23 protein-coding genes, 1 pseudogene and 1 riboswitch are annotated in these 21,880 nt (G+C 64.4%); of the genes and pseudogenes, 9 read left to right on the forward strand and 15 right to left on the reverse strand.

All coding sequences use genetic code 11. From position 1 onward, the window contains the following. Positions 1-110: 110 nt before the first annotated feature. Positions 111-728: pseudogene (locus tag H8F24_RS18085) on the reverse strand (hypothetical protein); the annotation flags it as partial. A 121-nt stretch (positions 729-849) separates the two neighbouring features. Between H8F24_RS18085 and H8F24_RS18090 the strand changes: the two are divergent. After that, positions 850-1,683 (forward strand): tetratricopeptide repeat protein, encoded by an 834-nt coding sequence (locus H8F24_RS18090; protein WP_197170449.1) that lies wholly within the window; start codon positions 850-852, stop codon positions 1,681-1,683. On the opposite strand, the gene H8F24_RS18095 is transcribed toward H8F24_RS18090, so the two are convergent. Continuing rightward, complete coding sequence (locus H8F24_RS18095) at positions 1,616-1,933, reverse strand: hypothetical protein (RefSeq protein WP_197156327.1); 318 nt, start codon at positions 1,931-1,933, stop codon at positions 1,616-1,618. The two genes, H8F24_RS18090 and H8F24_RS18095, sit on opposite strands and share 68 nt — an antisense overlap. A gap of 184 nt (positions 1,934-2,117) precedes the next feature. Between H8F24_RS18095 and xth the strand changes: the two genes are divergently transcribed. Then, entirely contained in the window at positions 2,118-2,951 is an 834-nt protein-coding gene (gene xth, locus H8F24_RS18100; protein WP_197170450.1) for an exodeoxyribonuclease III, read from the forward strand. 9 nt (positions 2,952-2,960) lie between these two features. On the opposite strand, the gene H8F24_RS18105 is transcribed toward xth, so the two are convergent. Continuing rightward, entirely contained in the window at positions 2,961-4,346 is a 1,386-nt protein-coding gene (locus tag H8F24_RS18105) for a 1-acyl-sn-glycerol-3-phosphate acyltransferase (protein WP_197156331.1), read from the reverse strand. Here H8F24_RS18105 and kaiC point away from each other — a divergent pair. Both kaiC and H8F24_RS18115 read left to right on the forward strand, forming a co-directional pair. Then, on the forward strand, positions 4,345-6,162 hold the full coding sequence (gene kaiC, locus H8F24_RS18110; protein ID WP_197170451.1) for a circadian clock protein KaiC: 1,818 nt from the start codon (positions 4,345-4,347) through the stop codon (positions 6,160-6,162). The genes H8F24_RS18105 and kaiC overlap by 2 nt on opposite strands. Further along, on the forward strand, positions 6,159-6,497 hold the full coding sequence (locus H8F24_RS18115; protein ID WP_197156335.1) for a circadian clock KaiB family protein: 339 nt from the start codon (positions 6,159-6,161) through the stop codon (positions 6,495-6,497). The genes kaiC and H8F24_RS18115 overlap by 4 nt, the downstream gene beginning before the upstream one ends. 8 nt (positions 6,498-6,505) lie before the next feature. On the opposite strand, the gene H8F24_RS18120 is transcribed toward H8F24_RS18115, so the two are convergent. The 3 genes from H8F24_RS18120 to H8F24_RS18130 form a co-directional block, all read right to left on the reverse strand. Continuing rightward, positions 6,506-6,970, reverse strand: a complete 465-nt coding sequence (locus H8F24_RS18120; RefSeq protein WP_197156337.1) for a DUF427 domain-containing protein — start codon at positions 6,968-6,970, stop codon at positions 6,506-6,508. 10 nt (positions 6,971-6,980) lie between these two features. Further along, positions 6,981-7,142 (reverse strand): hypothetical protein, encoded by a 162-nt coding sequence (locus tag H8F24_RS18125; RefSeq protein ID WP_197156339.1) that lies wholly within the window; start codon positions 7,140-7,142, stop codon positions 6,981-6,983. 298 nt (positions 7,143-7,440) lie between these two features. Then, on the reverse strand, positions 7,441-8,109 hold the full coding sequence (locus H8F24_RS18130; RefSeq protein ID WP_197156341.1) for a TMEM165/GDT1 family protein: 669 nt from the start codon (positions 8,107-8,109) through the stop codon (positions 7,441-7,443). Between the two features lie 39 nt (positions 8,110-8,148). Here H8F24_RS18130 and H8F24_RS18135 point away from each other — a divergent pair, with 39 nt between their 5' ends. Further along, positions 8,149-8,331, forward strand: coding sequence for a hypothetical protein (locus H8F24_RS18135; protein ID WP_197156343.1), 183 nt, complete (start codon positions 8,149-8,151; stop codon positions 8,329-8,331). A gap of 54 nt (positions 8,332-8,385) precedes the next feature. Here H8F24_RS18135 and H8F24_RS18140 read toward each other — a convergent pair whose 3' ends face one another. The 9 genes from H8F24_RS18140 to H8F24_RS18180 all read right to left on the reverse strand — a co-directional run bounded on the left by H8F24_RS18140 (position 8,386) and on the right by H8F24_RS18180 (position 17,571). Then, complete coding sequence (locus H8F24_RS18140) at positions 8,386-9,171, reverse strand: ABC transporter ATP-binding protein (protein WP_197156345.1); 786 nt, start codon at positions 9,169-9,171, stop codon at positions 8,386-8,388. Between the two features lie 27 nt (positions 9,172-9,198). Then, positions 9,199-9,978, reverse strand: a complete 780-nt coding sequence (locus tag H8F24_RS18145) for an ABC transporter permease (protein WP_197170452.1) — start codon at positions 9,976-9,978, stop codon at positions 9,199-9,201. A gap of 29 nt (positions 9,979-10,007) precedes the next feature. Further along, entirely contained in the window at positions 10,008-10,964 is a 957-nt protein-coding gene (locus H8F24_RS18150) for an ABC transporter substrate-binding protein (RefSeq protein WP_231597957.1), read from the reverse strand. Between the two features lie 230 nt (positions 10,965-11,194). Next, complete coding sequence (glnT, locus tag H8F24_RS18155) at positions 11,195-12,583, reverse strand: type III glutamate--ammonia ligase (protein ID WP_197170453.1); 1,389 nt, start codon at positions 12,581-12,583, stop codon at positions 11,195-11,197. After that, positions 12,583-13,326 (reverse strand): hydrogenase nickel incorporation protein HypB, encoded by a 744-nt coding sequence (gene hypB / locus H8F24_RS18160; protein WP_197170454.1) that lies wholly within the window; start codon positions 13,324-13,326, stop codon positions 12,583-12,585. The genes glnT (H8F24_RS18155) and hypB overlap by 1 nt, the downstream gene beginning before the upstream one ends. A gap of 159 nt (positions 13,327-13,485) precedes the next feature. Further along, complete coding sequence (locus tag H8F24_RS18165) at positions 13,486-13,953, reverse strand: hydrogenase maturation nickel metallochaperone HypA (RefSeq protein WP_197170455.1); 468 nt, start codon at positions 13,951-13,953, stop codon at positions 13,486-13,488. Positions 13,954-13,956: 3 nt separating this feature from the next. Beyond that, the gene (gene speB, locus H8F24_RS18170) at positions 13,957-15,099 is read right to left on the reverse strand and encodes an agmatinase (RefSeq protein ID WP_231598335.1); all 1,143 of its coding nucleotides are present in this window, start codon (positions 15,097-15,099) and stop codon (positions 13,957-13,959) included. Between the two features lie 91 nt (positions 15,100-15,190). After that, a riboswitch (guanidine-I (ykkC/yxkD leader) is annotated at positions 15,191-15,318 on the reverse strand. Between the two features lie 411 nt (positions 15,319-15,729). Beyond that, the gene (locus H8F24_RS18175; RefSeq protein ID WP_197159337.1) at positions 15,730-16,860 is read right to left on the reverse strand and encodes a DUF4912 domain-containing protein; all 1,131 of its coding nucleotides are present in this window, start codon (positions 16,858-16,860) and stop codon (positions 15,730-15,732) included. A gap of 138 nt (positions 16,861-16,998) precedes the next feature. Further along, positions 16,999-17,571: a rhomboid family intramembrane serine protease gene (locus H8F24_RS18180; RefSeq protein WP_197156359.1), complete on the reverse strand. Its 573-nt coding sequence runs from the start codon at positions 17,569-17,571 to the stop codon at positions 16,999-17,001. 84 nt (positions 17,572-17,655) lie between these two features. Between H8F24_RS18180 and H8F24_RS18185 the strand changes: the two genes are divergently transcribed. From H8F24_RS18185 to H8F24_RS18200, 4 genes are all read left to right on the forward strand, one after another. Continuing rightward, positions 17,656-18,708 carry a fatty acid desaturase gene (locus H8F24_RS18185; protein WP_370594651.1) on the forward strand — a complete coding sequence of 351 codons (1,053 nt, stop codon included), beginning with the start codon at positions 17,656-17,658 and terminating at the stop codon, positions 18,706-18,708. After that, a complete protein-coding gene (locus tag H8F24_RS18190; RefSeq protein WP_197156361.1) occupies positions 18,705-19,745 on the forward strand; it encodes an alpha/beta fold hydrolase in 1,041 nt (346 codons plus the stop codon). Before H8F24_RS18185 ends, H8F24_RS18190 begins: the two co-directional genes overlap by 4 nt. A gap of 63 nt (positions 19,746-19,808) precedes the next feature. After that, positions 19,809-21,050: a type III glutamate--ammonia ligase gene (gene glnT, locus H8F24_RS18195; protein ID WP_197170456.1), complete on the forward strand. Its 1,242-nt coding sequence runs from the start codon at positions 19,809-19,811 to the stop codon at positions 21,048-21,050. A 70-nt stretch (positions 21,051-21,120) separates the two neighbouring features. Continuing rightward, complete coding sequence (locus H8F24_RS18200; protein ID WP_197156365.1) at positions 21,121-21,867, forward strand: hypothetical protein; 747 nt, start codon at positions 21,121-21,123, stop codon at positions 21,865-21,867. Positions 21,868-21,880: the final 13 nt, after the last annotated feature.

Here is a 21,880-nt window from a genome sequence, read left to right on the forward strand (position 1 = left end):
CTGCTCTCTCCAGGCGTTGGTACGACCGGGAGCATTGGGCCGCCGCGGCCTGTCTCGTTGCGTGCGGGCTCCTTGCGGACAGCATCCTTACGGCCTCGCTCACCGCTGCCAGCTCCGCCACCACGACGCCCCTTGCCACCGCGGTTGCCACGCTGGTTCACCGGCCCGATCACCTCGATCTGCTCCACATGCAACTCCTGGCCACGCCGGCGCCCATCCAGGGCCACGAAGTGCCGCAGATGCTGCAGGGGGACATCACCCTTGAGCTGGACCTTGAACGGGGTAGGGCGGCTGCCGTCCGGCTTGGGCAACACCCGAACCTTGACCACCAGATCGTTGGATTCGGGCTTGGTGAAGATCAGTTCACCGCGGATCGAGAAGTAGTCATCCCCCTCCGGCAGGCTGTCGGACAGAGGCTCATCAGCGGAGTGGGCCTCGCTGTCCAGGGTGCTCGGCTCCCACACCCCCACCAGTTGCAGGTGCAGGGTGCCTTCATCACGGGTACGCGGGTAAACCACCCAGAGGTGGGGTTCGGCCAGATCGAGGTGGCGCCGCATCAGCGTCAGCAGCCGTCCGAGTACCACGGCCTCGAGTTCGCCACCATCATCGGTGAGCAGCCGGCCGCGGGTGAGCTGTTCAGGATCTTCCGGTTGGTAGACGCCCCGCACCACACCGATGGCCCGGTACTGCAACGGCTCGGTGACCGGGGAAATGGGGTGTTGGCGCATCAGGGTTCGGGTGGGGGCCGGCCCGTGAGGGCCACCCGGTGCGGGTCAATGTAGCCAGCCAGTCCTGGCCCAGCCCGTTCCGGGCCAGGGCAGACTCGGAGTCGCTGCCACCAACGCGACGATGTCAAGCCGCAGCCAGGTTCTGCGCCCAAAAGGCCTGCTGGTGCTGCTGCTGGCCGTTCTGGCCGTGGCCGGAGGCTGGAGCATGGGGACGTGGCAGGCCAGGCGGCAGGGTGACGATCAGCCCCGCGATGCCTTGCTGCAGCAACTCAGCACCCTGGAGAATCGCCATGCCAAGGGGCAGTCCAGCGAAGCGGACCAGCAGCGGCTGCTGGAGCTGCTGGTCGCTCTGGATCGCTGGCCCGAGGCAATCGCCCTGCTCGAACCCATGGCCGATCGCCAGCCGGAGCGCTGGAGCCTGAGGCTGCTGCTGGCGGAACTGCGCCGCAACCAGAACGATCGGCCCGGCGCCGAGCGGGAGGTGCGCCAACTGCTGAACCTCAAGCCTGATCGAATCGAAGCCCTGCAGCTGATGACCCTGCTGCAGCTTGAGCAGGGTCGGGGCGATCAGGCCCAGGCCCAGCTGCAGGCCACCCTCGAACGCCTCAGCAAGCCCCAGGTGCGCCCCGAGGCGATGGGGGTGGGGCTGCTGCTGGCCGATCTGCTGCAGAAGCGAGGGCAGCCAGGCCAGGCCAGGGCCATCTATCTGCGGCTTGGAGCTGCCTTCCCCAGGGATGTGAGGCCCCTGCTGGCCCAGGCCCTGCTGCTGCAGGAAAAGGGTGAGACCAAGGGGGCCCAGGAGCTGCTCGCCCAGGCCCGACAGCTGCAGCCAGAGACGGTGGACCGGCGCCTCGACAAGGTTGCAGCCGCCTGGGGCCTGGCGCCCCTCAGGGGCTCGTCACCATCTGGCTCGCCCCAGAAGTCGGCGGACGCTGCTGAGCGTCAAAGTCCCTGAGGGCCTGATCCACCGCGTCTCCGGGCGGTGTGGCGTTGTCCATGGCCGTGCCCTTGCGGATCTTGTTCATCAGATCCAATGGGTTCGTGGTGTCGAGGATCGAATCGCCCCGGCCGCTGCCCGGGCCGTAATCGAGCAGATCCTTCTCCTGTCTGCTCATGCCGTAGGGCTGGTTCCAGCTCTGCTGCTGAGACTGGGCCAGGGCCGGGATGGACGGCGCCAGACTGAACAGCAGAGTGAGCAGGGCCAACCCGTTGCGGCAGACCGGAAGCCCAAGCCGGTTCAGGGAGGCCGACGCAGCCGTGGTCCGATCTGGGAACGACCCGGCGACCCGTCGTGGGATCAGTTGAGTGCACATCGCCACGCTCCTCTCATGGCAGTTCATGTTAACGGCGATCTGCTAGTCCTCCGGTGGTCTTCGCTGTCGGCTCCCGATGCGCATCGCCACCTGGAACGTCAATTCGGTGCGCACCCGGCTGGACCAGGTGCTGGCCTGGCTGGAACAGGAGCGGCCTGAGGTGTTGTGCCTGCAGGAAACCAAGGTGGCCGACGATCTCTTCCCGCTGGCGGCCTTCGAAGAGCTTGGCTATGCCGTGGCGATCAGCGGGCAGAAGGCCTACAACGGCGTCGCCATCCTCAGCACCCTGCCGATCGAGGACGTTCAGGTGGGCTTCACCGCCCTGCTCCCCGACGATCCCGAAGCACGGGCCCTGAGTGAGCAGAAGCGGATGATCAGCGCCTGGATCGATGGCGTGCGGATCCTCAACCTCTACGTCCCCAACGGCTCTGCGCTCAAGTCGGAGAAGTACCCCTACAAACTCGCCTGGCTCAGCTGCCTGCAGCGGTATCTGGACGTGCTGGCGCAGCAGGGGGAGCCCCTCTGCATTGTGGGCGACTTCAACATCGGACTGGAAGACCGCGACCTCCACGATCCGGGTCGCCTCACGGGCGGCATCATGGCCAGTGAGCCGGAACGCCAGGCCCTGAGCCGGGTGCTTGCCGAGAGGTTGGTGGATGCCTTTCGGCTGTTCGAACACGAGGCCGGCCACTGGAGCTGGTGGGACTACCGCAGCGGCGGCTGGGAGCGGGACCGGGGCTGGCGCATCGACCACATCTACCTGGACGAAGAGCTGCAAGCCCGCGCCACCGGTTGCGTGATCCACAAACAGCTTCGCGGGAACGTGCAACCCAGCGACCATGCACCCGTGGTGGTGAACCTCGCCTGGCCACCAGATGAGCAAGGGGATGACGACTCAGCTGCGGAATGACGGCTGATCTCAAGACCCTGCACTGCCGATCAGACCCTGAAGGGCTTGCTGCACGGCAGCCGTGAGTTCCTGCACGGCCTGGCGCCGGTCGCGGTGGTAGCTCTCCAGCCGCCCATCCAGGGACAAGGCGTCTCCCACCCTGACGATCACACGCCGGGGCCCGAAGGAAGGCCGTCGAGGCAGAGGCTGGTCCTCAATCCATGCGATCGCGTCCTCGAGGATCGTGACGACCTCCGCGAAGCGATCGAAGCAGGGCCGCTCCGCCACGTAGGCGCCACTGACACTGGCGAAGTACTCCACCAGGCGCATGTGCCCCATGCGGAGATCCGCTTCACGGGCTTCCCAGTCCGCCAGGCTGCGCTCCACCGGCAGGAGAGCGGTGAGATCGTCGCGGTAGATCCGCTCCCAGCCGGCCTGCTCGATCCGGCGACACCGTTCCTGCAGGGTGCCTCGAGGTGGCAGGCCGAACAGTGATTCGGCCACCGCCAGGGCCCGCTGACGCAGGGCCTCGATCCTCTCGGCCAGATGATCGGCCGGGGAGGAGGCGGGATCGCTGCCTTGCAACGATGCCGGCGGGACTGCCGGCAGATCATGGCGGCGGGCGTAGAGGCCTTCAAGCACCGCCAGCAACCGTTCCCCCAACCTCTGCAGGCGGTCGTAGCGAACCTCCGCATCCCCACTGCCGGACCCATCCGGCTCCAGCCCCAGATGCTGCATCAGCCGAGCCAGGCGCCGATCCAGAGACTCCCAGTTGGCCTCGACCCAGTGGTAGGCAATGGCCACGGGCACGATCTGCACCGCTTCGGACCGATGCCTGGCCGCCAGATCTCCAGCACACCAGAAGGCCAGCTGGGCCAGACCCGATTCCAGGGGCGCCATCTGGCCGGAGAGGTTGTTGTTGGCCCCCTCGGGAGCGACGGCGAGCGGGTGCGGCCCATCCAGCAGCACCGCCCTGGCTGCAGCCAGGGCAGGGCGATCGACCCGCCCCCGCCGGATCGGGATTCCTCCCAGAAGAGACAACAGCCAGCCCACCCCGGCACCCGCCCATAGCGGAATGCCGCGGTCGTAGAGGAACTGGCTGTGCACAGGGGCCTGCAGCGACAGCCCCAGTCGCCGGGCGGCTGCCGGAACCGCCTGCCACAGCAGGTGGGCCATCACCAGGGGATCGGTGGTGCTGGGATGGCGAAAACCGATCAACAGGCGACAGCGACCGTTCTGCTGGGCCTCGATCAGGTGTGCCAGCGCCTCCACACCCTCGATGCGGCAATGCTGCAGACCACGACCGCGCAGCAGCAGCGGTAGCAGCAGCCCCAGGGCACGACGCAAGCGGGGGCTCTGACGCGGCGGCAGAAACCGAAGGGGCGGCTGAGCCGCCCGGATCGAGGAGCGGGGCATGGCGGAGACCGCGGCTGAACGCCAGCCTCGGGCAGGATTGGGTCCCGCACCGTGCTGGTGGCTCATGGATCCAGCCATAAGGTGCAGAGCACTTCAGCCACCTCCTCTGATTTCCCCCTTCCCCCTCTCCGAAAACGCGACGGCGCCAAGGCTCCACAAGGCCCCCACCGGGATCGACGGTGTTGATGCCATCACCCGGGGCGGCCTGCCGCGGGGTCGTCCCACCCTGGTGACCGGAGGGGCCGGATCCGGCAAGACCCTCTTCGCCATGGAGTTCCTGGTGAAGGGTGCACGCGACTACGGCGAAGCAGGCGTGATGCTCAGCTTTGAGGAATCGCGTCAGAACATCCTCGAGAACATGGCCTCGCTGGGATTCGGCCTGCCTGCTCTGATTGAGGCCGGCCAGATCCTGATCGAACCCTGCCTGATCCAGCCCTCGGAGATGGTGCAAGCCGGGAGCTTCGATCTCGACGGCCTCTTCCTGAGGCTGGAGCGGGCCGTGGAGCGGATCGGGGCTCAGCGGGTAGCGATTGACACGATCGAACTGCTGCTGGGGGCGTTCGGCGATGATTTCACCGTGCGCAGTGAGCTCGACCGATTGTTCAGTTGGCTCAAGGAGCGTCAGCTCACCACGGTGCTCACCGGGGAGCGGGGCCGGGGCGATTCCCTGACCCGCTTTGGCCTGGAAGAGTATGTGTCCGATTGCGTGGTGGTGCTGGATCACCGTGTCGCGAATCAGATCTCCACCCGCCGTTTGCGCGTAATGAAATATCGGGGCTCGGAACATGGCACGAACGAATACCCATTCCTGATCACGGAACGTGGCTTTCTTGTGCTGCCGATCACCTCCCTGGGACTGGAATATGAGGCCAGCAATGAACTGGTTTCCAGCGGTGTAGCGCGCCTCGATCACATGCTGGGCGGAGGTATTTACCGTGGCAGCACCGTGCTGATCAGCGGCAGTGCCGGCACCGGCAAGACCACCCTGGCGAATTATTTCCTGGATGCCGCCTGCCGGCGTGGCGAGCGGGCGCTGTTGATGTCGTTTGAGGAATCCCCTGCACAGCTGATCCGCAACATGCGCTCAGTCGGGGTCGATCTGCAGCCGTGGATCACCGCGGGCCTGCTCAGAATTGCCTGCCATCGTCCCACCAGTTTCGGCCTTGAAGAGCATCTCGGTCGATTGGAGCAGCAACTGGTGGATCACCAGCCCACTGTGGCCGTGATCGATGCCATGGCCAGTGTTGCCCATGTGGGCGCCAACGATGAGGTGGCCGCCATGGTGACCCGGGAGATCGACCTGCTCAAGAGCCGCCAGATCACCTTCATGTTCACCACCCTGATCCAACCCGGTATGGAGGCCTCGAGTGCCATCGGGGTCTCCTCCCTTACCGATACCTGGCTGGAACTGCGCAACGTGGAGCACGATGGCGAACGCAACCGGCTGCTCTATGTGATCAAGAGCCGGGGCATGGCCCACTCCAATCAGGTGCGGGAGTTCCTGCTCACCGATCAGGGCCCGGAGCTGCTGGATGTGGAGGTGGGACCCCTGGGGGTGATCACCGGCTCAGGCCGCCAGATTGAGCAGGCGCGCCGCGCCGCAACCATCGCCAGCCGCGACGCTGATATCGAGCGACGCCGACGAACCCTGTCCAGCCGTCGGGCAGCGGTGGAGGCCCAGATCCTCGCCCTGCAGACAGAGATTGAATCGGAGACAGCTGATTTTGAAGCCGAACTGCGAGATGAGCAGCAACGGGAGAGTGCGTTGCAAGCCAACAATGCTTCGGTGGTGCAGAAGCGGGAGGAGAGGGCATGACAGAGACAGTGCAACGTCATTGGCAACTGACCCTGTATGTGAAGCGAGGTTCACTCCGCTCGAGCCAGGCGATCACCACGATCCGACGCATCTGCACAACAGACCTCGCCGGCCGCGTAGAGCTCAGGGTCGTGGATATCGAGCTTCACCCAGAAGCACTCGAGCAGGATCACATCCTGGCGATTCCCACCCTCGTGAAACGCCTGCCAAAGCCACTGCGCCGGATCGTCGGTGATCTCACCAAGGAAGATGTGGTGCGGGCCGCACTCGACATCACACCCATCGAGAACTTGCTGAGCGAAGAAGACGACTTCCTGAACCAGGCGATCGAATGAGTTCAGGCTCAGATCAGTTCCGGATGCAGCGGATCCCCCTTGAAGGGTCCGATCAGATCCGGTGTGATCCAGCCGCCATAGAAGCCGCCGGGCTGGGGTTGCACGAGCTGACCCTCCACCCAGCACCCATCCATGAGAGCGGGATAGAGGGCGAACCAGCCAGCCAAGGCAGCAAACGCTGCCGTGGGGTTGGCGTAGCACCAGACTGCCCGCTCGAGCCGCGCATCAGAAGCCACCAGATCGAAATAGCGAGCCACCCCCTTCCATTCACAGAAGCTGGAGCCAGGGGCAGGCTGCAGCATCGCGTGATTGACGGCCTCGGGAGGCAGGTAATAGGTGGGTGGATGGAAGGTCTCAAGCACCCGCAGGCTGAGGTGCGTCTCAGCCAGCACCATGCCCAGAGCCTCCACGCGGATGTGCCGCTGACATGGCTCTAGCCGAGGTGGACGAGGGTAGGCGTCAACCCGCTCCATCCAGGCTCACTCAGGTCACGATCAGGGCGATGCCGAGCACGGAAACCATCACGGCAATGGCTCCGACTGCCCAATAGGCATGCATCTGGGCATCGGCGCCGGTTTCGCCGGCCACCATGGCCACCTCATCGGCGTAGAGGTTGTCATGGTTTTCCATGTCATGGGTGTGCATGGCGTTCCCCGTGCGGATATCTGGAACCTAATCAGCCGATTCCGGGTTGTCCACGGACCGCCACATCCCCAGCCAGTACCCGGAAAAGGCGCGCTGTTGGATCCAGGCCAGGTTGCATCCGAGAGAGAAAGAAAAACCACAACGCGTTGGTTTTCCACAAAACGCAGCAGCTTTCCCCAGAAAACGGACTGTTTTCCACAGTTCAGACCAAACATGGGTTGGCTGATCGACTGGCTAGCGCAGGGCCTGTGGAAAACATGAGCCACCGCAACAGCGCACAGAGCAACACCCCCGACCCTCAGCTGTCGGCCATCACTCCGATCGCCTGGCGCAGCGAAACGAGACCGAACGCCAGAAACAGGCCCCCGCTGAGCCGATAGAGCAGTCGCTCCTGAATGCGCTGGCCGATCCACTTGCCGGCCAGGATCGCCAGGGCCGTGACAAGGGCATGGCCCAGCAGAGTGCCGGCCACCAGGCCCACCAAGGTGAAGGCCGGAGCGGCGGCCAGCAGGATGGTGGCAATCTGGGTCCGATCTCCGAGTTCGGCCAGAAACACCAGGCTGAAGGCTTCCCAGATCACACCTCCGGGCTTATCGGCCTCCCCTCGCCCCTCCGCCTGCTGCACGAGAGCGGCCGCTTCCTCCTCCTCGTCCGATCCGTCATCTGCCGGCAGGCGTTGCGCATCCAGCAGGAGCTTGGCGCCGAAGCCCAGAAAGAGCAGGGCAGCCAACCAGGGCATCAACGCAGCCGGCAGCAGTTCGCGCAAGCCGTAGCCCACTCCTAGCGACAGAAGCGTCACAGCACTGAGCGCGGCAAAAGCACCGAGGAACACAGTGCGACCGCTGTGACGCGCCGCCAGCAGCAGGGCGACAAAAAAGGTCTTATCCCCGACTTCTGCCAGGGTGATCGCCGTCAACCCCGATCCAAAAGCCGCCAGGCCGGGATCGCTGAAGAAAGGGGTGCTCATGGCGCCATCTTCCCCCATGGCAATCGATAGGATCGGCTCATGCAAACCCCCGATTCCCCTTCCATCCCGGAGCCTCGTCGTCAGTCCCTGGTGGATTCGTTGCGGCAGCGTTATCAGGCGGCCCTGCAGCATGGCGATGACGCCACCCGGCAGGATCTGTTCCGCGAAGCGGCCTATCTTGGAATTCTGCCGGAACACTTCCAGGATCCCAGCCCTTCCTAGGATTTATCTGGTCGAACACGTCGCTGACCTGCTGCCTCCAGACTGCGATGGAACTCACGTCGCAGACACCGCTGCGGACGCTGCGGCGTCCAGTTGTCGCAGGCTGCGAGCCAGCTCTTCGCGCAGCTCCAGGAAGCGCGGCGTGACGCGCAGATGGGCGAGATCCCTGCGGTCCAGATCAGCCTCCACCGTCTGAACAAGCCGTCCGGGTCGGGGCGCCATGATGTGAACCCGCTGGGCCAGCAGCAGGGCCTCTTCCAGATCGTGAGTGATCAGGAGAGCCGTCAGGCCGGTGCGCCGCCAGAGATCGTGCAGGAACTCCTGCATCGACTCACGAATCTGCAGGTCCAGGGCACCGAACGGTTCATCCAGCAAGAGCACCTTGGGGTCTGCCGCCAGGGCCCTGGCAATAGCAACACGCTGCTGCATGCCCCCCGAAAGTTCGCGCGGCAGCCTGCGGGCCGCATCGGCCAGTCCCACCACCTCCAGAAAATATGCGGTGCGCTCCTTGACTTCCGAGGCCGGCAGCCCCTGTAACCGCATGCCGAAAGCCACATTGGCAGCGGCACTCATCCAGGGATAGAGGCTGTACTTCTGGAACACCATGCCGCGGTCGTGACCGGGCCCCCGCACCGGCTGCCCATCCACAAGAATCCTGCCGGTGCTGGCAGGCTCGAGACCTGCCACCAGCCGCATCATGGTGGATTTTCCTGAGCCTGAGCTGCCCACCAGGGCCACGAATTCACCGGAATGAAGATCAAAAGAGATGTTGTCCAGCACAAGCTTGGCGGCTGATCCGTGACCGAACCACTTGCTGACGCCGCAGACCGAGAGATGCATGGGGAAAGAGACGATGCAGCGAAAGGTTCAGTTCGCCCAGGCACAGGAGCGTTTCATGACAAAGCGAAAGCCGAGATCGATTGCAAGACCGATCAGGCCGATGACAATGAGACCAACGAAGATCTCATCCGTTCGCAGAAAGCGCTGGGCCAGGCTAATGCGTTTTCCAAGGCCTTCGTTCGCCGCAACCAATTCGGCCACGATCACGAGGTTCCAGGCTGCCGCCATATTGATGCGATAAGAATCGAGAACCTGAGGTGCAATGCAGGGCGTCACCACCTTCAGAAGGATCTGACTGGATCTTCCCCCCAGGGTGCGCGCCGTTTCAATTAGCTCGATTGGAACGAACTTCACAGCATCCATGATCATCAGGGTATTGAAGAACAGGGTGCCAATAAAGATCAACAGGATTTTGGGTAACTCACCCAGGCCGAAGTAGATAATCAGCAACGGAATGAAGGCCGGCGCCGGCATGTATCGGATCAGTCCCAGCAATGGCTCCAGCAACTGGCAGATCACCCGGCTGCTGCCCATGGCGATCCCCAGGGGCAGGGCCACGATTGCCGAAAGTGCAAATCCGCCGATCACCCGCCCAATACTGGCCATGGCATCGTTGAACAGGATGCCCTCGCGAGCCTGAGCGGAACCGGCCGCCCACACCGCAGCAGGGCTTGGCAGAAACAAGGGATCCACCACGCCGCTGGAAGCGATCAGATACCAAGCCAGCAGAACCACCAGGAGACCGGAGACTCCGAGAAGCCAGGGTTGATCAAGGGCCCGTTGGATGCGGCGCAGTGGGGTGCTCATCGCGTCAGCGGCGGTTGGGGGAGAGGACGTCAGGGAGTGGCGTCGACAAACCTGGAGTCGAGCAGTCCGTCGAGCTTGGGAGGCGTCTTGGCCAAGCCCACCTCCTGGAGGAAGAGGCTGATCTGGTCTGCCGCGAAGGGAAGAGAGGCCATCGTGTTGCCGGGCTTGAAGGCCTCCCGGTTCTGCTCCAGGGTGAGAATCGTGGTTCCGGCGTCGTAGGCCTTGTACTCCTCTTCGCTCACACCGGCACGCTTGGCCAGAATCGCCAGCGTGGGTCCGGGTTCCGCCTTCATCGTGGCAAGCGTGGCAAACCAGGCATCGACGATTTTCTGGACCTTCTCAGGATTTTTTGCCACGAACTCCGTGCGGCAGACCAGATGGTCGCTGATGGCGCCAGGGAAGTCCTTGGAGGAGAACAGGGTGGTGCTGCCCTCACGCTTGAGGGCCTGGGTCGTGAAAGGAGCAAAGACACCGACCGCGTCCACCTGGCCGGCGACAAAGGCTGCGGCGGCGGCACCGGTTTCCAGAGGAACAAAGGTGATGTCGCTGGAGGAAAGGCCCGCCTTCTTGAGGCCGAGAAGCAGCAGATAGTGATCGACGGTGCCCTCCTCCGCGGCTACCTTCCTGCCCTTGAGATCGGCCACGCTGGTGATGCCTGGAGCCACGATGATCTGATCGTTGCCCGTTGAGTTGTCGTTGGTGAGCACCACCTGCAGATCGGCGCCACCAGCGATCGAACTGATCGTGTCACCGAGCGTCTGGCTGTTGCAATCGAGCTGGCCGGCATTCAGCGCGTTGATCGAGTCGAGATACCCGTCGAACCACTGCAGCGTCACGGGCACACCGGCGGCGGTGAACAACCCCTTCTCATCCGTCACCTGCCAGGGAATCCAACCCGGCCAAGCGCTGAAGCCGATCCGAACAGGCACCTCGGTACCGGTGGGCTTCTGGCAAGCCGCCAGCAGGCCGCTGCCAAGCGCAGCCATCAGGATCAAGGACAGACTAAGGAGGCGCCCCCTGCGGGCACCGCGACCAGCAGAGCTGTGGGGGCGAAGTGGGAAACGAAGACGCATGGGGGATCAAATAATCAGGGAACAGGTGACCAGGAGTGGGGTGACGTCAGGAGCTGGCCGGCTCGATCGTCTGGAGATTGACAGGGACGGTGATGTCACAAGTCATTGGGTTCAGCCGGTGTGATGGAAACGTGGAGGAGTGCTCAGAAGAACTCGAGATAGCGCTGCCGTTCCCACTCGGAAATGGAACCGTGATAATCGGCCCATTCCTGACGTTTGTAGGTCACAAAGGCGTCGAACATGGCATCACCGAATACAGAGCGGCATAATGGATCGGCTGCAAAAGAATCAATCGCTTCCTCCAAGGTCCTTGGCAGCAGGGTCAGGCCTCGACGCTGCCGTTCTTCTGGGCTGAGGGTGTAGGCGTTGTCGAGGTTGGGTGGGCCAGGATCGAGCTGCTTTCGGATTCCCTCCAGCCCTGCCGCCAGCATCAGTGCCGATCCCAGATAGGGATTGCAGGAGATATCTGCAGCGCGGCATTCCAGCCGCGATCCCGCCGATGGAATCCGCAGCATATTGGTGCGATTGTTGTTGCCATAGCTGATGAACACCGGCGCCCAGGTGAAGCCCGACATGCTCCCCTGCATCACCAACCGCTTGTAGCTGTTCACAGTGGGGGCGATCACCGCACAGATCGCAGGCGCATGGCGCAGTACGCCGGCGATGAACTGACGGGCCAGCTGGCTGATGCCACCATCCTCACCAGCCTCCGGCGCGAACAGATTGCTGCCGCTGTTCAGATCCGCCAGCGACATATTGTAGTGGGCGCCGCTACCGGTTCGGTTCGCGAACGGCTTCGGCATGAAGCTGGCGATCAGGCCATGGCGCTGGGCGATCTCCTTGGCCATCAGGCGAAAGAAGATCAGCCGATCCGCCATGGTGAGCACATCGGCATAGGCGAAATCCACCTCGAACTGGCCATTGCCATCTTCGTGATCGAAGGAGTACACGCCCCAGCCGAGGCTGTTCATGGCCTGCACCAGCTCATCGAGCCAGTCGAGGTTGTCGAGCAGGCCGATCAGGTCGTAGCAGGGTTTATCGAGGGTGTCTCGGTGGCTGGCAGGTTCCAGGGTGCCGTCCGCACTGCGGCGCAGCACAAAGAACTCCGTTTCAATGCCCAGCTGAAAGCGAAACCCCATCGCCGCAGCCTGCTGACGCACGCGGCCCAGGATCGAACGGCTGCAGGCCTCGAAGGGTTGGCCATGCAGATGCAGATCACTGGCCAGCCAGGCCACATCAGGCCGCCAGGGCAACACCGTGGTGCTGGCAGGATCAGGAATGGCAGCCACTTCATCGTCGCTGACGTCCTGAGGCACACCATCCAGGGCGGCTCCGGTGAACAGCTCCGATCCCGCCAGCATGTCGGGGAGATGGTCGATCGGCACCGCCTTGGCCTTGCCGATCCCGTGCAGATCCACGAAGCTCGCCAGGGCGTAGCGAACCCCACGCCGCTGCAGGTGGTCCCGCAGGGCGGCAGGATCGCTGGGAAGCGAGCCAGGGGTGGCCTGGGGCTGGGTCAATGACGACACCATCAAGCCCCCACGAGTGCGGCGGCACTGGCCTGATCGGACCGCACCCTGGGAGAGAGGGTTGTGGATGAGGTTGTGGCATCGCGTTGCCGTTGCAGCCAGTCGTGCCAGGCAGCGAAGCCGATGCCACTGATGGCCGAGAGCTGGAAGACGTCCGCGCGGGGATTGACCTGATGGATATGGGCTTCGATCCGCTCCACGTCCACAGGCAGATAGGGCAACAGATCCACCTTGGTGATCAACACACAATCCGCTTCGCGGAACATCACCGGATACTTGAGCGGTTTGTCATCGCCTTCGGTGACACTGAGCAGGGCCACCTTGCGGTGCTCGCCCACCTCGAATTCAGCCGGGCAGACCAGATTGCCCACGTTCTCCACCCAGAGCAGATCCAGATCAGCCGGGTCAAGGCGCTGACGCAGCAGCGTTAAACCTCCACTCACCATCGCCGCATCCAGATGGCAGGCGCGGCCGGTGGTGATCGGCACCACAGGCACACCCACCGCCTCCAGTCGCTCAGCGTCGAGCTGGGTGGTCATGTCACCCTCCAGCACGGCCATCTGCCAGCGGCTGGCCAGATCGGCGAGGCTGCGCTCCAGCAAGGCGGTCTTGCCGGCACCGGGGCTGCTCATCACGTTGAGGCACAGCAGATTCCAGGCGTCAAAATGGGCGCGGTTGTGCTCCGCCTGGTGCTGATTGGCAGCCAACAGGTTGAGTCCAAGGCTGTCCTCAAGGGGCATGTGCATGGGGGTCAGCAAGAATGAAGAACGGGATCGATCAGTGGTCGCCCTGGAAACCGGGAGTTCAGGTTCACCGGGGAGTGCTCACCGGGGAGAGTGCTCCGAGCCGAGCGACAAAAGGCTGGAGCGGAGGATTTCTGCAGACGGCGGGCTCGGACTGAGGCTTCAGGCCACAGGGCAGGGCTCCGGCACGATCGCTTCGGCCTGTTGCCGAGGGCTTGACCGCAGGCTTGGGCTGGCCGTGCCGTCAGGAGCTGATTGGGCTGGATCAGCCGCATCAGGGAAGCCGTAATCGATGGAGCGGATCTTCAGTTCCCGACCACTGAGGATCTCCTCCATCGGGTGGTTGCAGCAGGGGGACTGGTAGGCCTGCTGCGGATTCGGGCTGTAGGTGGCCTGGCAGACCACACAGCGTGCCTGCAGGGGAATGCGCTCGATCCGTAACTCTGAGCCCGCCAACCACGTCGTCTGCACCACCGCGGCATAGGTGAACCTCAGGGCATCCGGCTCGACGCAGGTGAAATCACCCACCTGAAGATGCACCACCTCAACCACAGGAACGCGGGGAGCGTGCTGAAGCTTCCACTCCTGCAGCGAGAGCAACAGGCACTTGGTCATATCGACTTCATGCATGGCTCACCTCCAGGCCTGATCCACATGCATGTTGCAGTCCGGGGAGATCCAGGTTGGCTTCTCGCGGCGTGGCAACTGACCACTCACCACCAGGTGAGCCATGGTGTCGCAGATCACCCGGGTGGCCATCAGGGAGGTCATGTCGCTGATGTCATAGGGAGGGGAGACTTCAACGATTTCAAGGCCGCAGACCGGCACATTGCGCACGATCAGTTCGAGCAGTTTCAGGGCCTCGCGAGGCAGCAAGCCACCGGGCTCCGGCCAGCCTGTGCCGGGCACGAAGCCGGCATCGATGCAATCAATGTCGAAGGAGATGTAGACACAGTCCGTGCCGTCAGTGGCCCGCTCGATCGCAAACTTGGCCGCCGCCTCGAGCCCCATCTCGGTGATGTCGGTGACGGTGAGCACATTGGTGCCGCGCTCACGGCAGACCTTCACGCCTTCCCGAGGCACCTGCCAGCCACCGATACCGAGCTGCACCAGGTTCTTGGCCGGGGCATTGGCCATGTTGGTGGCATGAAACCAGGGGCAGGTATGCATCCGCTCATCCAGATCGATCTCCTGCGTATCGACATGGCGATCGAAATGGATGATGCCCACTTTCTTGTCGCCCAGATGGCGGCAGACACCACGCACGGTCGGGAAGCCGATTGAATGATCGCCACCGAGGATGATCGGGAAGGCGCCACTGGCAAAGACGTGGGCAACGCCCTTGGAGATCTGATCGAAGCTTTTCTCGTTGTTGGCGGGAATGGTGAAGATGTCACCCACGTCGCAGAGCTTGATCGACTCGCGCAGATCCACCCCCATTTCGTAGTTGTAGGGGGTGTAGAGGGCCGAAATGCGGCGGATGCCCTGCGGACCGAAGCGGGTTCCGGGGCGGTAGGTGGTGCCCGAGTCGTGCGGCACTCCCACGATCGCCACATCGAACTCACCTACCCGGTGGACGTCCTCCAGGTAAGGAGCCTTCATGAAGGTATTGATGCCCGCAAAATGGGGCAGCTCACCGCGCGAGAAGGTGGAGATGCGCCGATCGACGATGCTCTCGGCCGCCTCAAGACCCCAGGCGTGGGCCTGATCCACTTCCATCTGCCAGCCCGTCAGCGGCAGGGCCGCTTCCTTCTCTAGAGCCTGGCGCCCTTGCATGCCCAAAGATGGATTGCCGCCGGAGCGCCGGTCAAAGGCAGCGCTGGCGCCACTGGAATCAGTCATGGCACGGGAGTGATTGGGCGTTGCGGTCTCCCGGGCTTTTCTCCCTCCGTGCCGCCGCCGGTGGCGTTCTCCCAGGGGACAACAGCACCAGCGGTGAACCCCTCTCGGACCAGTCATCCCTGAAAAGGGATCGGAACCCTAGGGGCATCTTCCGCAGATTCATCGTGACCGAGGTCGTCGACCGGCAAGGTTCGTTTCGCTACCGAGTGGTGTCGATCGTCAAGGATCACGAAGGCTGTGAAATCGGGGTTTTCCCCTGTTCTGGGCAGTTTTCCCCCATTTTCCGGGGTTTTTCCACAGGTTTCCGCGTGAGACGCAGCCATTGATGGCCGATCCGTAGGCGACTTGGGGGAAAGGCCCCACCCCTTGACCGCTGGCCCCTCGGAGCTCCCCATTCGCAGGTCTGGCCAACCGGTGAGGGGCCAGGCGGAAGGTCCCTCTCCATACCGGAGTGCAACGGATGCAAAAAACCCCCAGGACCGGATGGAGGGCCCTGGGGTTGTTGGTCGGAGTCACCGGCTGAAGCGGTGGATCCATCCTGTCATCAGCGGCAACGCTGCGGAATCAGAACCACTCCATAGCAGCCATGTCCTTGGGATTGGTGTGCTCCTCGGGGGTGTTGCGCTCGAACTGCAGGGTGATGTGGCGGCGCTGCTCGCCATCGGCTGCCACGGCTTCGATCGCGTACAGCTGCTGGCCATCGCGGAAGGGAACCTGGAGGCGGAAGGTGCCATCTGCCGAGAGGGGCACCGTTTCGCCTCCAATGCTGAGCGTCGCGGCCGGGTCGGTGGCGCCATAGACGATCAGTTCGGCGTCAGCCACCAGCCAGAAGCTGCGCTGACGCGCCATCACCCCACCCACGCCAGAGGCCTGCCGGCCGCTAGCCCAGGGTCCGGCACCGGAATCGGTTAGGCCAGCGCGACCAGCCCCATGGAGATCATCGGTGCTGTCCTGAAAGATTTCCGATCCCACACGACGCACCTGGCGCATGGACTGCTGATAGAACCGCTCATGCTGGCCCGTTGGTGCTGCCGGCATGGTCGGCTCAACACTCGCATCGGCCATGGGCAGAACCCCGAGCTCGAAGGGGACAAAAGCATCGGCCACCTCCATGCTGGGTTCCGCGGCAGGCATCCGTGCCACTGAGGAGAAGGCCAACGAGAGCCAGCCACCAGCGGAGAGACGGGCGCCAAGCTCGACGCGGTAATCACGATCCGGCATCGGCACCGGCAGGAACCACTCGCTGCTCCTGGACTCGACCACCACTTCCTGAAGGGCATGGGGATGGGCGGTGCCGCCGGAGAGACCTGTCACATCAGCCACGCGCAGGCAGAGACTGGTGGCGCCTGAGGCGGCCATCCGTTCGCGATCCTCCTGGGAGATGGTCCAGAAGCAATAGGCCCAGGAGGGATCGCGTGGCAAGAACACCACCTGCGTCTGCATCGCCTCCACAGACACCGGAACCACCGGTTCAGGACTGACGCCATCGGTGGGTTCAGAGATGGAGACAGGCATCGGGGCGGCAGACCCAGCCTCTGGACTGCTTTCGCCGTAGGGAATCTGGGTTCGCTTACCAATCGCCTGAACCAAGCCCTCTTTGGTGGCAAGGCTGTAGCGGGGCAACCCCAGGCTGCTGGCGAGTTGACGAAGCTGTCGAATCGTGAGGTTGGAGAGATTGGCTACGGCTTTACCCAGGGACTCCATCGGCTTCGTTCAGATTTGTGACATCCATCGTCGGGGAATCCCGCCGTTTTCGGATCGCGTTGTCAGCAGATCGCCACCGGATCCGGGATCGCGATCCCAGCACGAGCCACCGCACGACCGGCGCTCGCCTCAATCCCGGTGCACCGCCAGGGCAGCCAGCACGCCTCCGGCAAATCCCGAGGCGTGACCGATCCAGCTGACTCCAGGCGGGGTCAGAAAGGGCAGGAGGGTCGGGATCAGGCCCCCGTAGCCCACCAAGGCAACCAACGTGATCAGGATCGAGAGCGGGCGCCGCTCCAGCACACCAATCAGGAGAAGATAACCGAGCAAGCCATACACAACTCCAGACAATCCGTGGCTGCCGATCGGCCAGAACAGCCACACCGGGATGGCGGTGAGGTAGACGCCGATCCATACCGCGAGATAATCACGATGACTTTTGGCCAGCACCAGCCAGGACAGCGGCAGGAACCACACGGAGTTGCTGATCAGGTGAGCGAAACCGCTGTGGCTGAAGGGGGCGGTGAGCACCCCGAGAAATGATCCACCGCGCACCATCGGCAGATTCCAGGTTCCGCCGAAGAAGATCTGATCGATCAGTTCCTGGGTCCAGGGAATCGCCAGAATCAACAGGGGCAGCACTGCCGTCGTTCCAGCCCGGGCCAAGGCCCGATCCAGGCGTTGAGAGAGGCTGTCGGCCATGCACAGAAGGATGGGAGGTTCAGTCTGAACCCGCCAGCCGTTCTCCTGTCGACACGATGATGGGCTCAGCCTGCCTGTTCGAGCGTGCCCACCCGCGCCGGCCAACCGTTCCCGAGCGAATCTCCGACCCTTGGCAGCACGCCGGGGATGGCTCCATCGGCCCTGCCCCCCGACCCCCCCGCTGGTGAGATGGCCGCCGAGCCTGGCGATCAGCCGTTGCTGCTGAGCAGTGAGCAGCTCGCCGTCTTCAATCGCCGCCGCAATGACGAGGGCTGGGCTCAGCTGATCGGCCATCTCACCCTGCTGGGGCTGGGCGCGGCGCTGTGGATCACACCAACCGCCCTGATCCCCGCTGCTTCGCCACCGCTGCTTCTGGTGGTGAAGCTGGTAGGGGTGCTGCTGCTGGGCTGGGCCCTGGCCTTCGGCTTCTGCGCCATGCATGAATGCGGCCATCGCACCGCCTTCGCCAGCCGTTCGATCAACGATACGGTGGCCTGGTGGATGGGCGTTCTGAGCTTCTACAACGCTGATTTCTACCGCCGCTATCACCAGTGGCACCACCGCTTCACCCACCAGATCGGGCTGGATCCGGAGCTGGAGGACGCACCACCGAGCACCCTGCCGGCCTACCTGCTGGAGCTGAGCGGACTGCCCTGGTGGCTCGGCAAGATTCAGGGCCATTGGCGCGCGCTCCGGGGCGACTTCGCAGGCGCCCCCTACATCCCCCCGGAGGCCACCGCCGCGGTCGCCCGTTCGGTGCGCCTCCAATTTGCGGTCTACGCCGCTGTTCTGTTGGTCTCGATTCCGCTGGGTAGGCCGCTGCTGCTGTTCGACTGGCTCCTGCCTCTGGCGGTGGGCCAGCCGCTGCTGCGGTTTGTGCTCCTCGCCGAACACGGGGGCTGCAGCACCAGCGCCGATGGGTTGCGCAATACCCGCACCACCCTCACCCTGGCGCCGCTGCGCTGGCTGATGTGGAACATGCCGTTCCATACGGAACACCATCTCTACCCTTCCCTTCCTTTCCACGCCCTGCCCCAGGCCCACGACCAGCTGGCCCCCCAACTGGTCCATTGCTCCCCGGGTTATCTGGCGGTGCATCGCGGCTTCCTGGGCAACCTGGCGGCTCTGGCCCTGTGAGCAGCGGCGACCCGGGCAGCAACCTCGATCAAACCTTCGAGCTCGGTGATGTTTCGCTGGCCTGCGGCCGCATCCTTCCCCAGGCCCAGCTGCGCTACCGGGTCTACGGAACCCTGGCCGCTGATCGCTCCAATCTGGTGCTCTATCCCAGTTCCTACGGAGCCCGGCCAGACGACATCGACTGGGTGGTGGGACCGATCCTCGACCCCGAGCACTGGTGCATCGTGCTGGTGAACCAGTTCGGCAACGGCGTGTCGAGCAGTCCCAGCAACAGCGACCTCGGCTTGCCGGAGAACGGCTGGTTGCTGGATCACCGCGACAACCTGCGGGCCCAGGTGCGGTTGCTGGAAGAGGTGTTCAAGGTGGAGCGACCGGCCCTGGTCTACGGCTGGTCGATGGGGGCCCAGCAGGCCTATCACTGGGGAGTGCTGGAACCGCAGCGGGCTCAGCGCCTCTGCTGTCTCTGTGGCACAGCCCGCACCACCCCCCACAATCGTCTCTTCCTGCTCAGCCTGCGCCAGGCTCTCACCGCTGATCCCTGCTGGAACGGCACGGGCTTTGAGGGGGTTCCAGAGGCGGGGCTGCGCACCTTTGCACTGATCTATGCCAGCTGGGCCGCCAGCCAGCCCTTCTACCGGGCGGAGCCCTACCGGCGGCAGGGCTACGCCAGCGTGGAGGAGTACGTGGAGCAGGCCTGGTTGCCGGCCTACCGGCGCCACGATCCCCACGACCTGCTCACCATGCTGGATGTGTGGCTGGCCAACGACGTGGCCGCCGCGGCAGGTTGCGGCGATGATCTCGCGGCAGCCCTGGGCCGGATCACGGCCGACACCCTGGTGATGGCCGGCAGTCACGACCTCTATTTCACGCCGGACGACTGTGCCGCCGAGGCCCGCCTGATCCCCGGGGCGCAGTTCCGCCGGATCGAGTCGGTGCTGGGCCACCGGGCCGGAAACCCGCGCGATGCTCCGGAGGTGCAGGCCGTGATCCGAGCGGCACTGGACACGCTGCTCGCCGACGCGCTGACGAACGACTGATCCCCGTTCGCATTTCTCCACTCACCCCGACTTCGACCCACCTCTTCACCGTTGAGCCCCCGCATGACCGACCTGGCTCGCTACGCCGCCGACCACAACCTGCGTCATGTCCTGTTCTCCTTCTGCGATCTGTTCGGGGTGCAACGGGCCAAGCTGGTGCCGGCCACGGCGGCGGCGGCGATGGCCGACAGCGGTGCCGGCTTCGCGGGCTTTGCTGCCTGGCTGCACATGAGCCCGGCCGATCCGGATGTGCTGGCCATCCCGGATCCCGCCAGCTTGATGGTGCTGCCCTGGCAGCCGACTGTGGCCTGGGTCGCCACCGATCTGGTGGTGGAGGGAATCCCGCTGGAGCAATCGCCACGGCGGGTGCTGCAGCGCCAGCTGGAACGGGCGGCGGCCCAGGGTCTGCATTTCCGCACCGGCGTGGAACCTGAGTTCTTCCTGCTCGACCCGGAACGGGGAGTGATCGCCGATCGCCACGATCAGCAGAGCAAACCCTGCTACGACCAACTTGCCCTGATGCGCAACTATCCGCTGATCAGTGAACTGCTCGATGGCATGGAAACCCTGGGCTGGGGCCCGTACCAGGCCGACCACGAAGATGCCAACGGTCAGTTCGAGATCAACTGGACCTTCGCCGATGCCCTGATCACGGCGGACCGCCACGCCTTCTTCCGAGTGATGGCCCAGGCGGTGGCGGAGCGCTACGGCCGCTGGGTGAGCTTCGCCCCCAAGCCGGTCGCCGAGCTCACCGGCAACGGTGCCCATCTCCATTGCTCCCTCTGGGACGATCAGGGTCGCAACCTGTTCCACGATGGTGCGGGGCCCCTGGGCCTGTCGAAGCTGGCGTATCACTTTCTGGGCGGGTTGCTGGCCCATGCGCCCGCCCTCTGCGCCCTCACCAATCCCATCTCTGCCAGCTATCGGCGGCTGGCCCGCACCAACACCGCCTCCGGCTCCAACTGGTCGCCGGGCTGGATCAGCTACGGCGGCAACAACCGCACCCACATGGTGCGGATTCCAGACGATCAACGGCTGGAGCTGCGCCTGCCCGATGGTGCCGCCAATCCATATCTGCTGCAGGCCGGGGCGCTGGCCGCCGGCCTGGATGGCATCGCGCGCCAGCTCGATCCCGGCCCGCGCAGCGATGCCGACACCGATGCCACCCCACCGTCCGCCGATCAGGCGGCACGCCTGCCATCCAGCCTGGCCGAAGCCCGTGATGCCTTCCGGCAGGACAGGATCCTGCGTGAGGCGCTCGGTGAAGCGTTCTGCACGGCGTACGAGGCCCTGCAACCGGCCTGATCCGTTCCGGTTGGCAAGCAGGGCCGCCATGCTTCAGGCTTGAGACCAAGGCAATGCAGGCCTGAGGCCCATGGCGACGACGACCCCACACACAGCCACTCCCTCCGGAGCTGATCCCGCACCACCCCGCCTTCAGGCCTGGCGTCTGGGGGCTGTTCCGCTGCTGGCGCTGCTGCTGCCCCTGGAACTGGCTCTGCAGCCGGGAGGCGTTGCAGCGGTGGAGGCCCAACCGGGTGGTGGTGCCGCTGCGCCGGCTCCCGCCGCCACTGAACCAGCCCCCGCCTCAGACAACGGCGAGGCACCTGGAGCCCGCGAAAAGGCATTGCTGGAGAAAATCCGCAGTCTCAAGGCACCCCGCTGGCGTGTCTTTGGCGCCTGCCGCTACGACTGGGCCGGCTGGCGGCTGGCCGAGGGCAATGTGCGCACTACGGGCGTTTCGTGCGGCGACCCGCCTGTGACCGGCAGCGTGGCCGTTCATTGTGACACCCTCAAACTTACCCGCCGGGTGGGTGAGAGCCCCTGGGAGACCTGGCGGCTGCCCTTCTCCCGCGGCGAATCCACCACCCTGGGCGGTGAGGACGAAATGATGGCCAACCTCTGCGCCAACGTCACCCCGGCCTCAACCCCAGCCACCCCGCCCCCGGCTGGCCAGTCAGCCGGGACGGACAATGCGGCCCCCAGGTCAGCAGCACCGAAGACGACGACCCCGAAGCCTGCGGTGCCGAAGACTGCTGCCCCGAAAACCTCCACACCGCAGCCAGCAGCACCGAAAGCGGCGCCCCCCAAAACCTCAGCACCAAAACCAGCGGCACCCTGAGCAACGCTCACGT

The organism is Synechococcus sp. CBW1002 (assembly GCF_015840915.1).
Lineage (GTDB): Bacteria > Cyanobacteriota > Cyanobacteriia > PCC-6307 > Cyanobiaceae > CBW1002.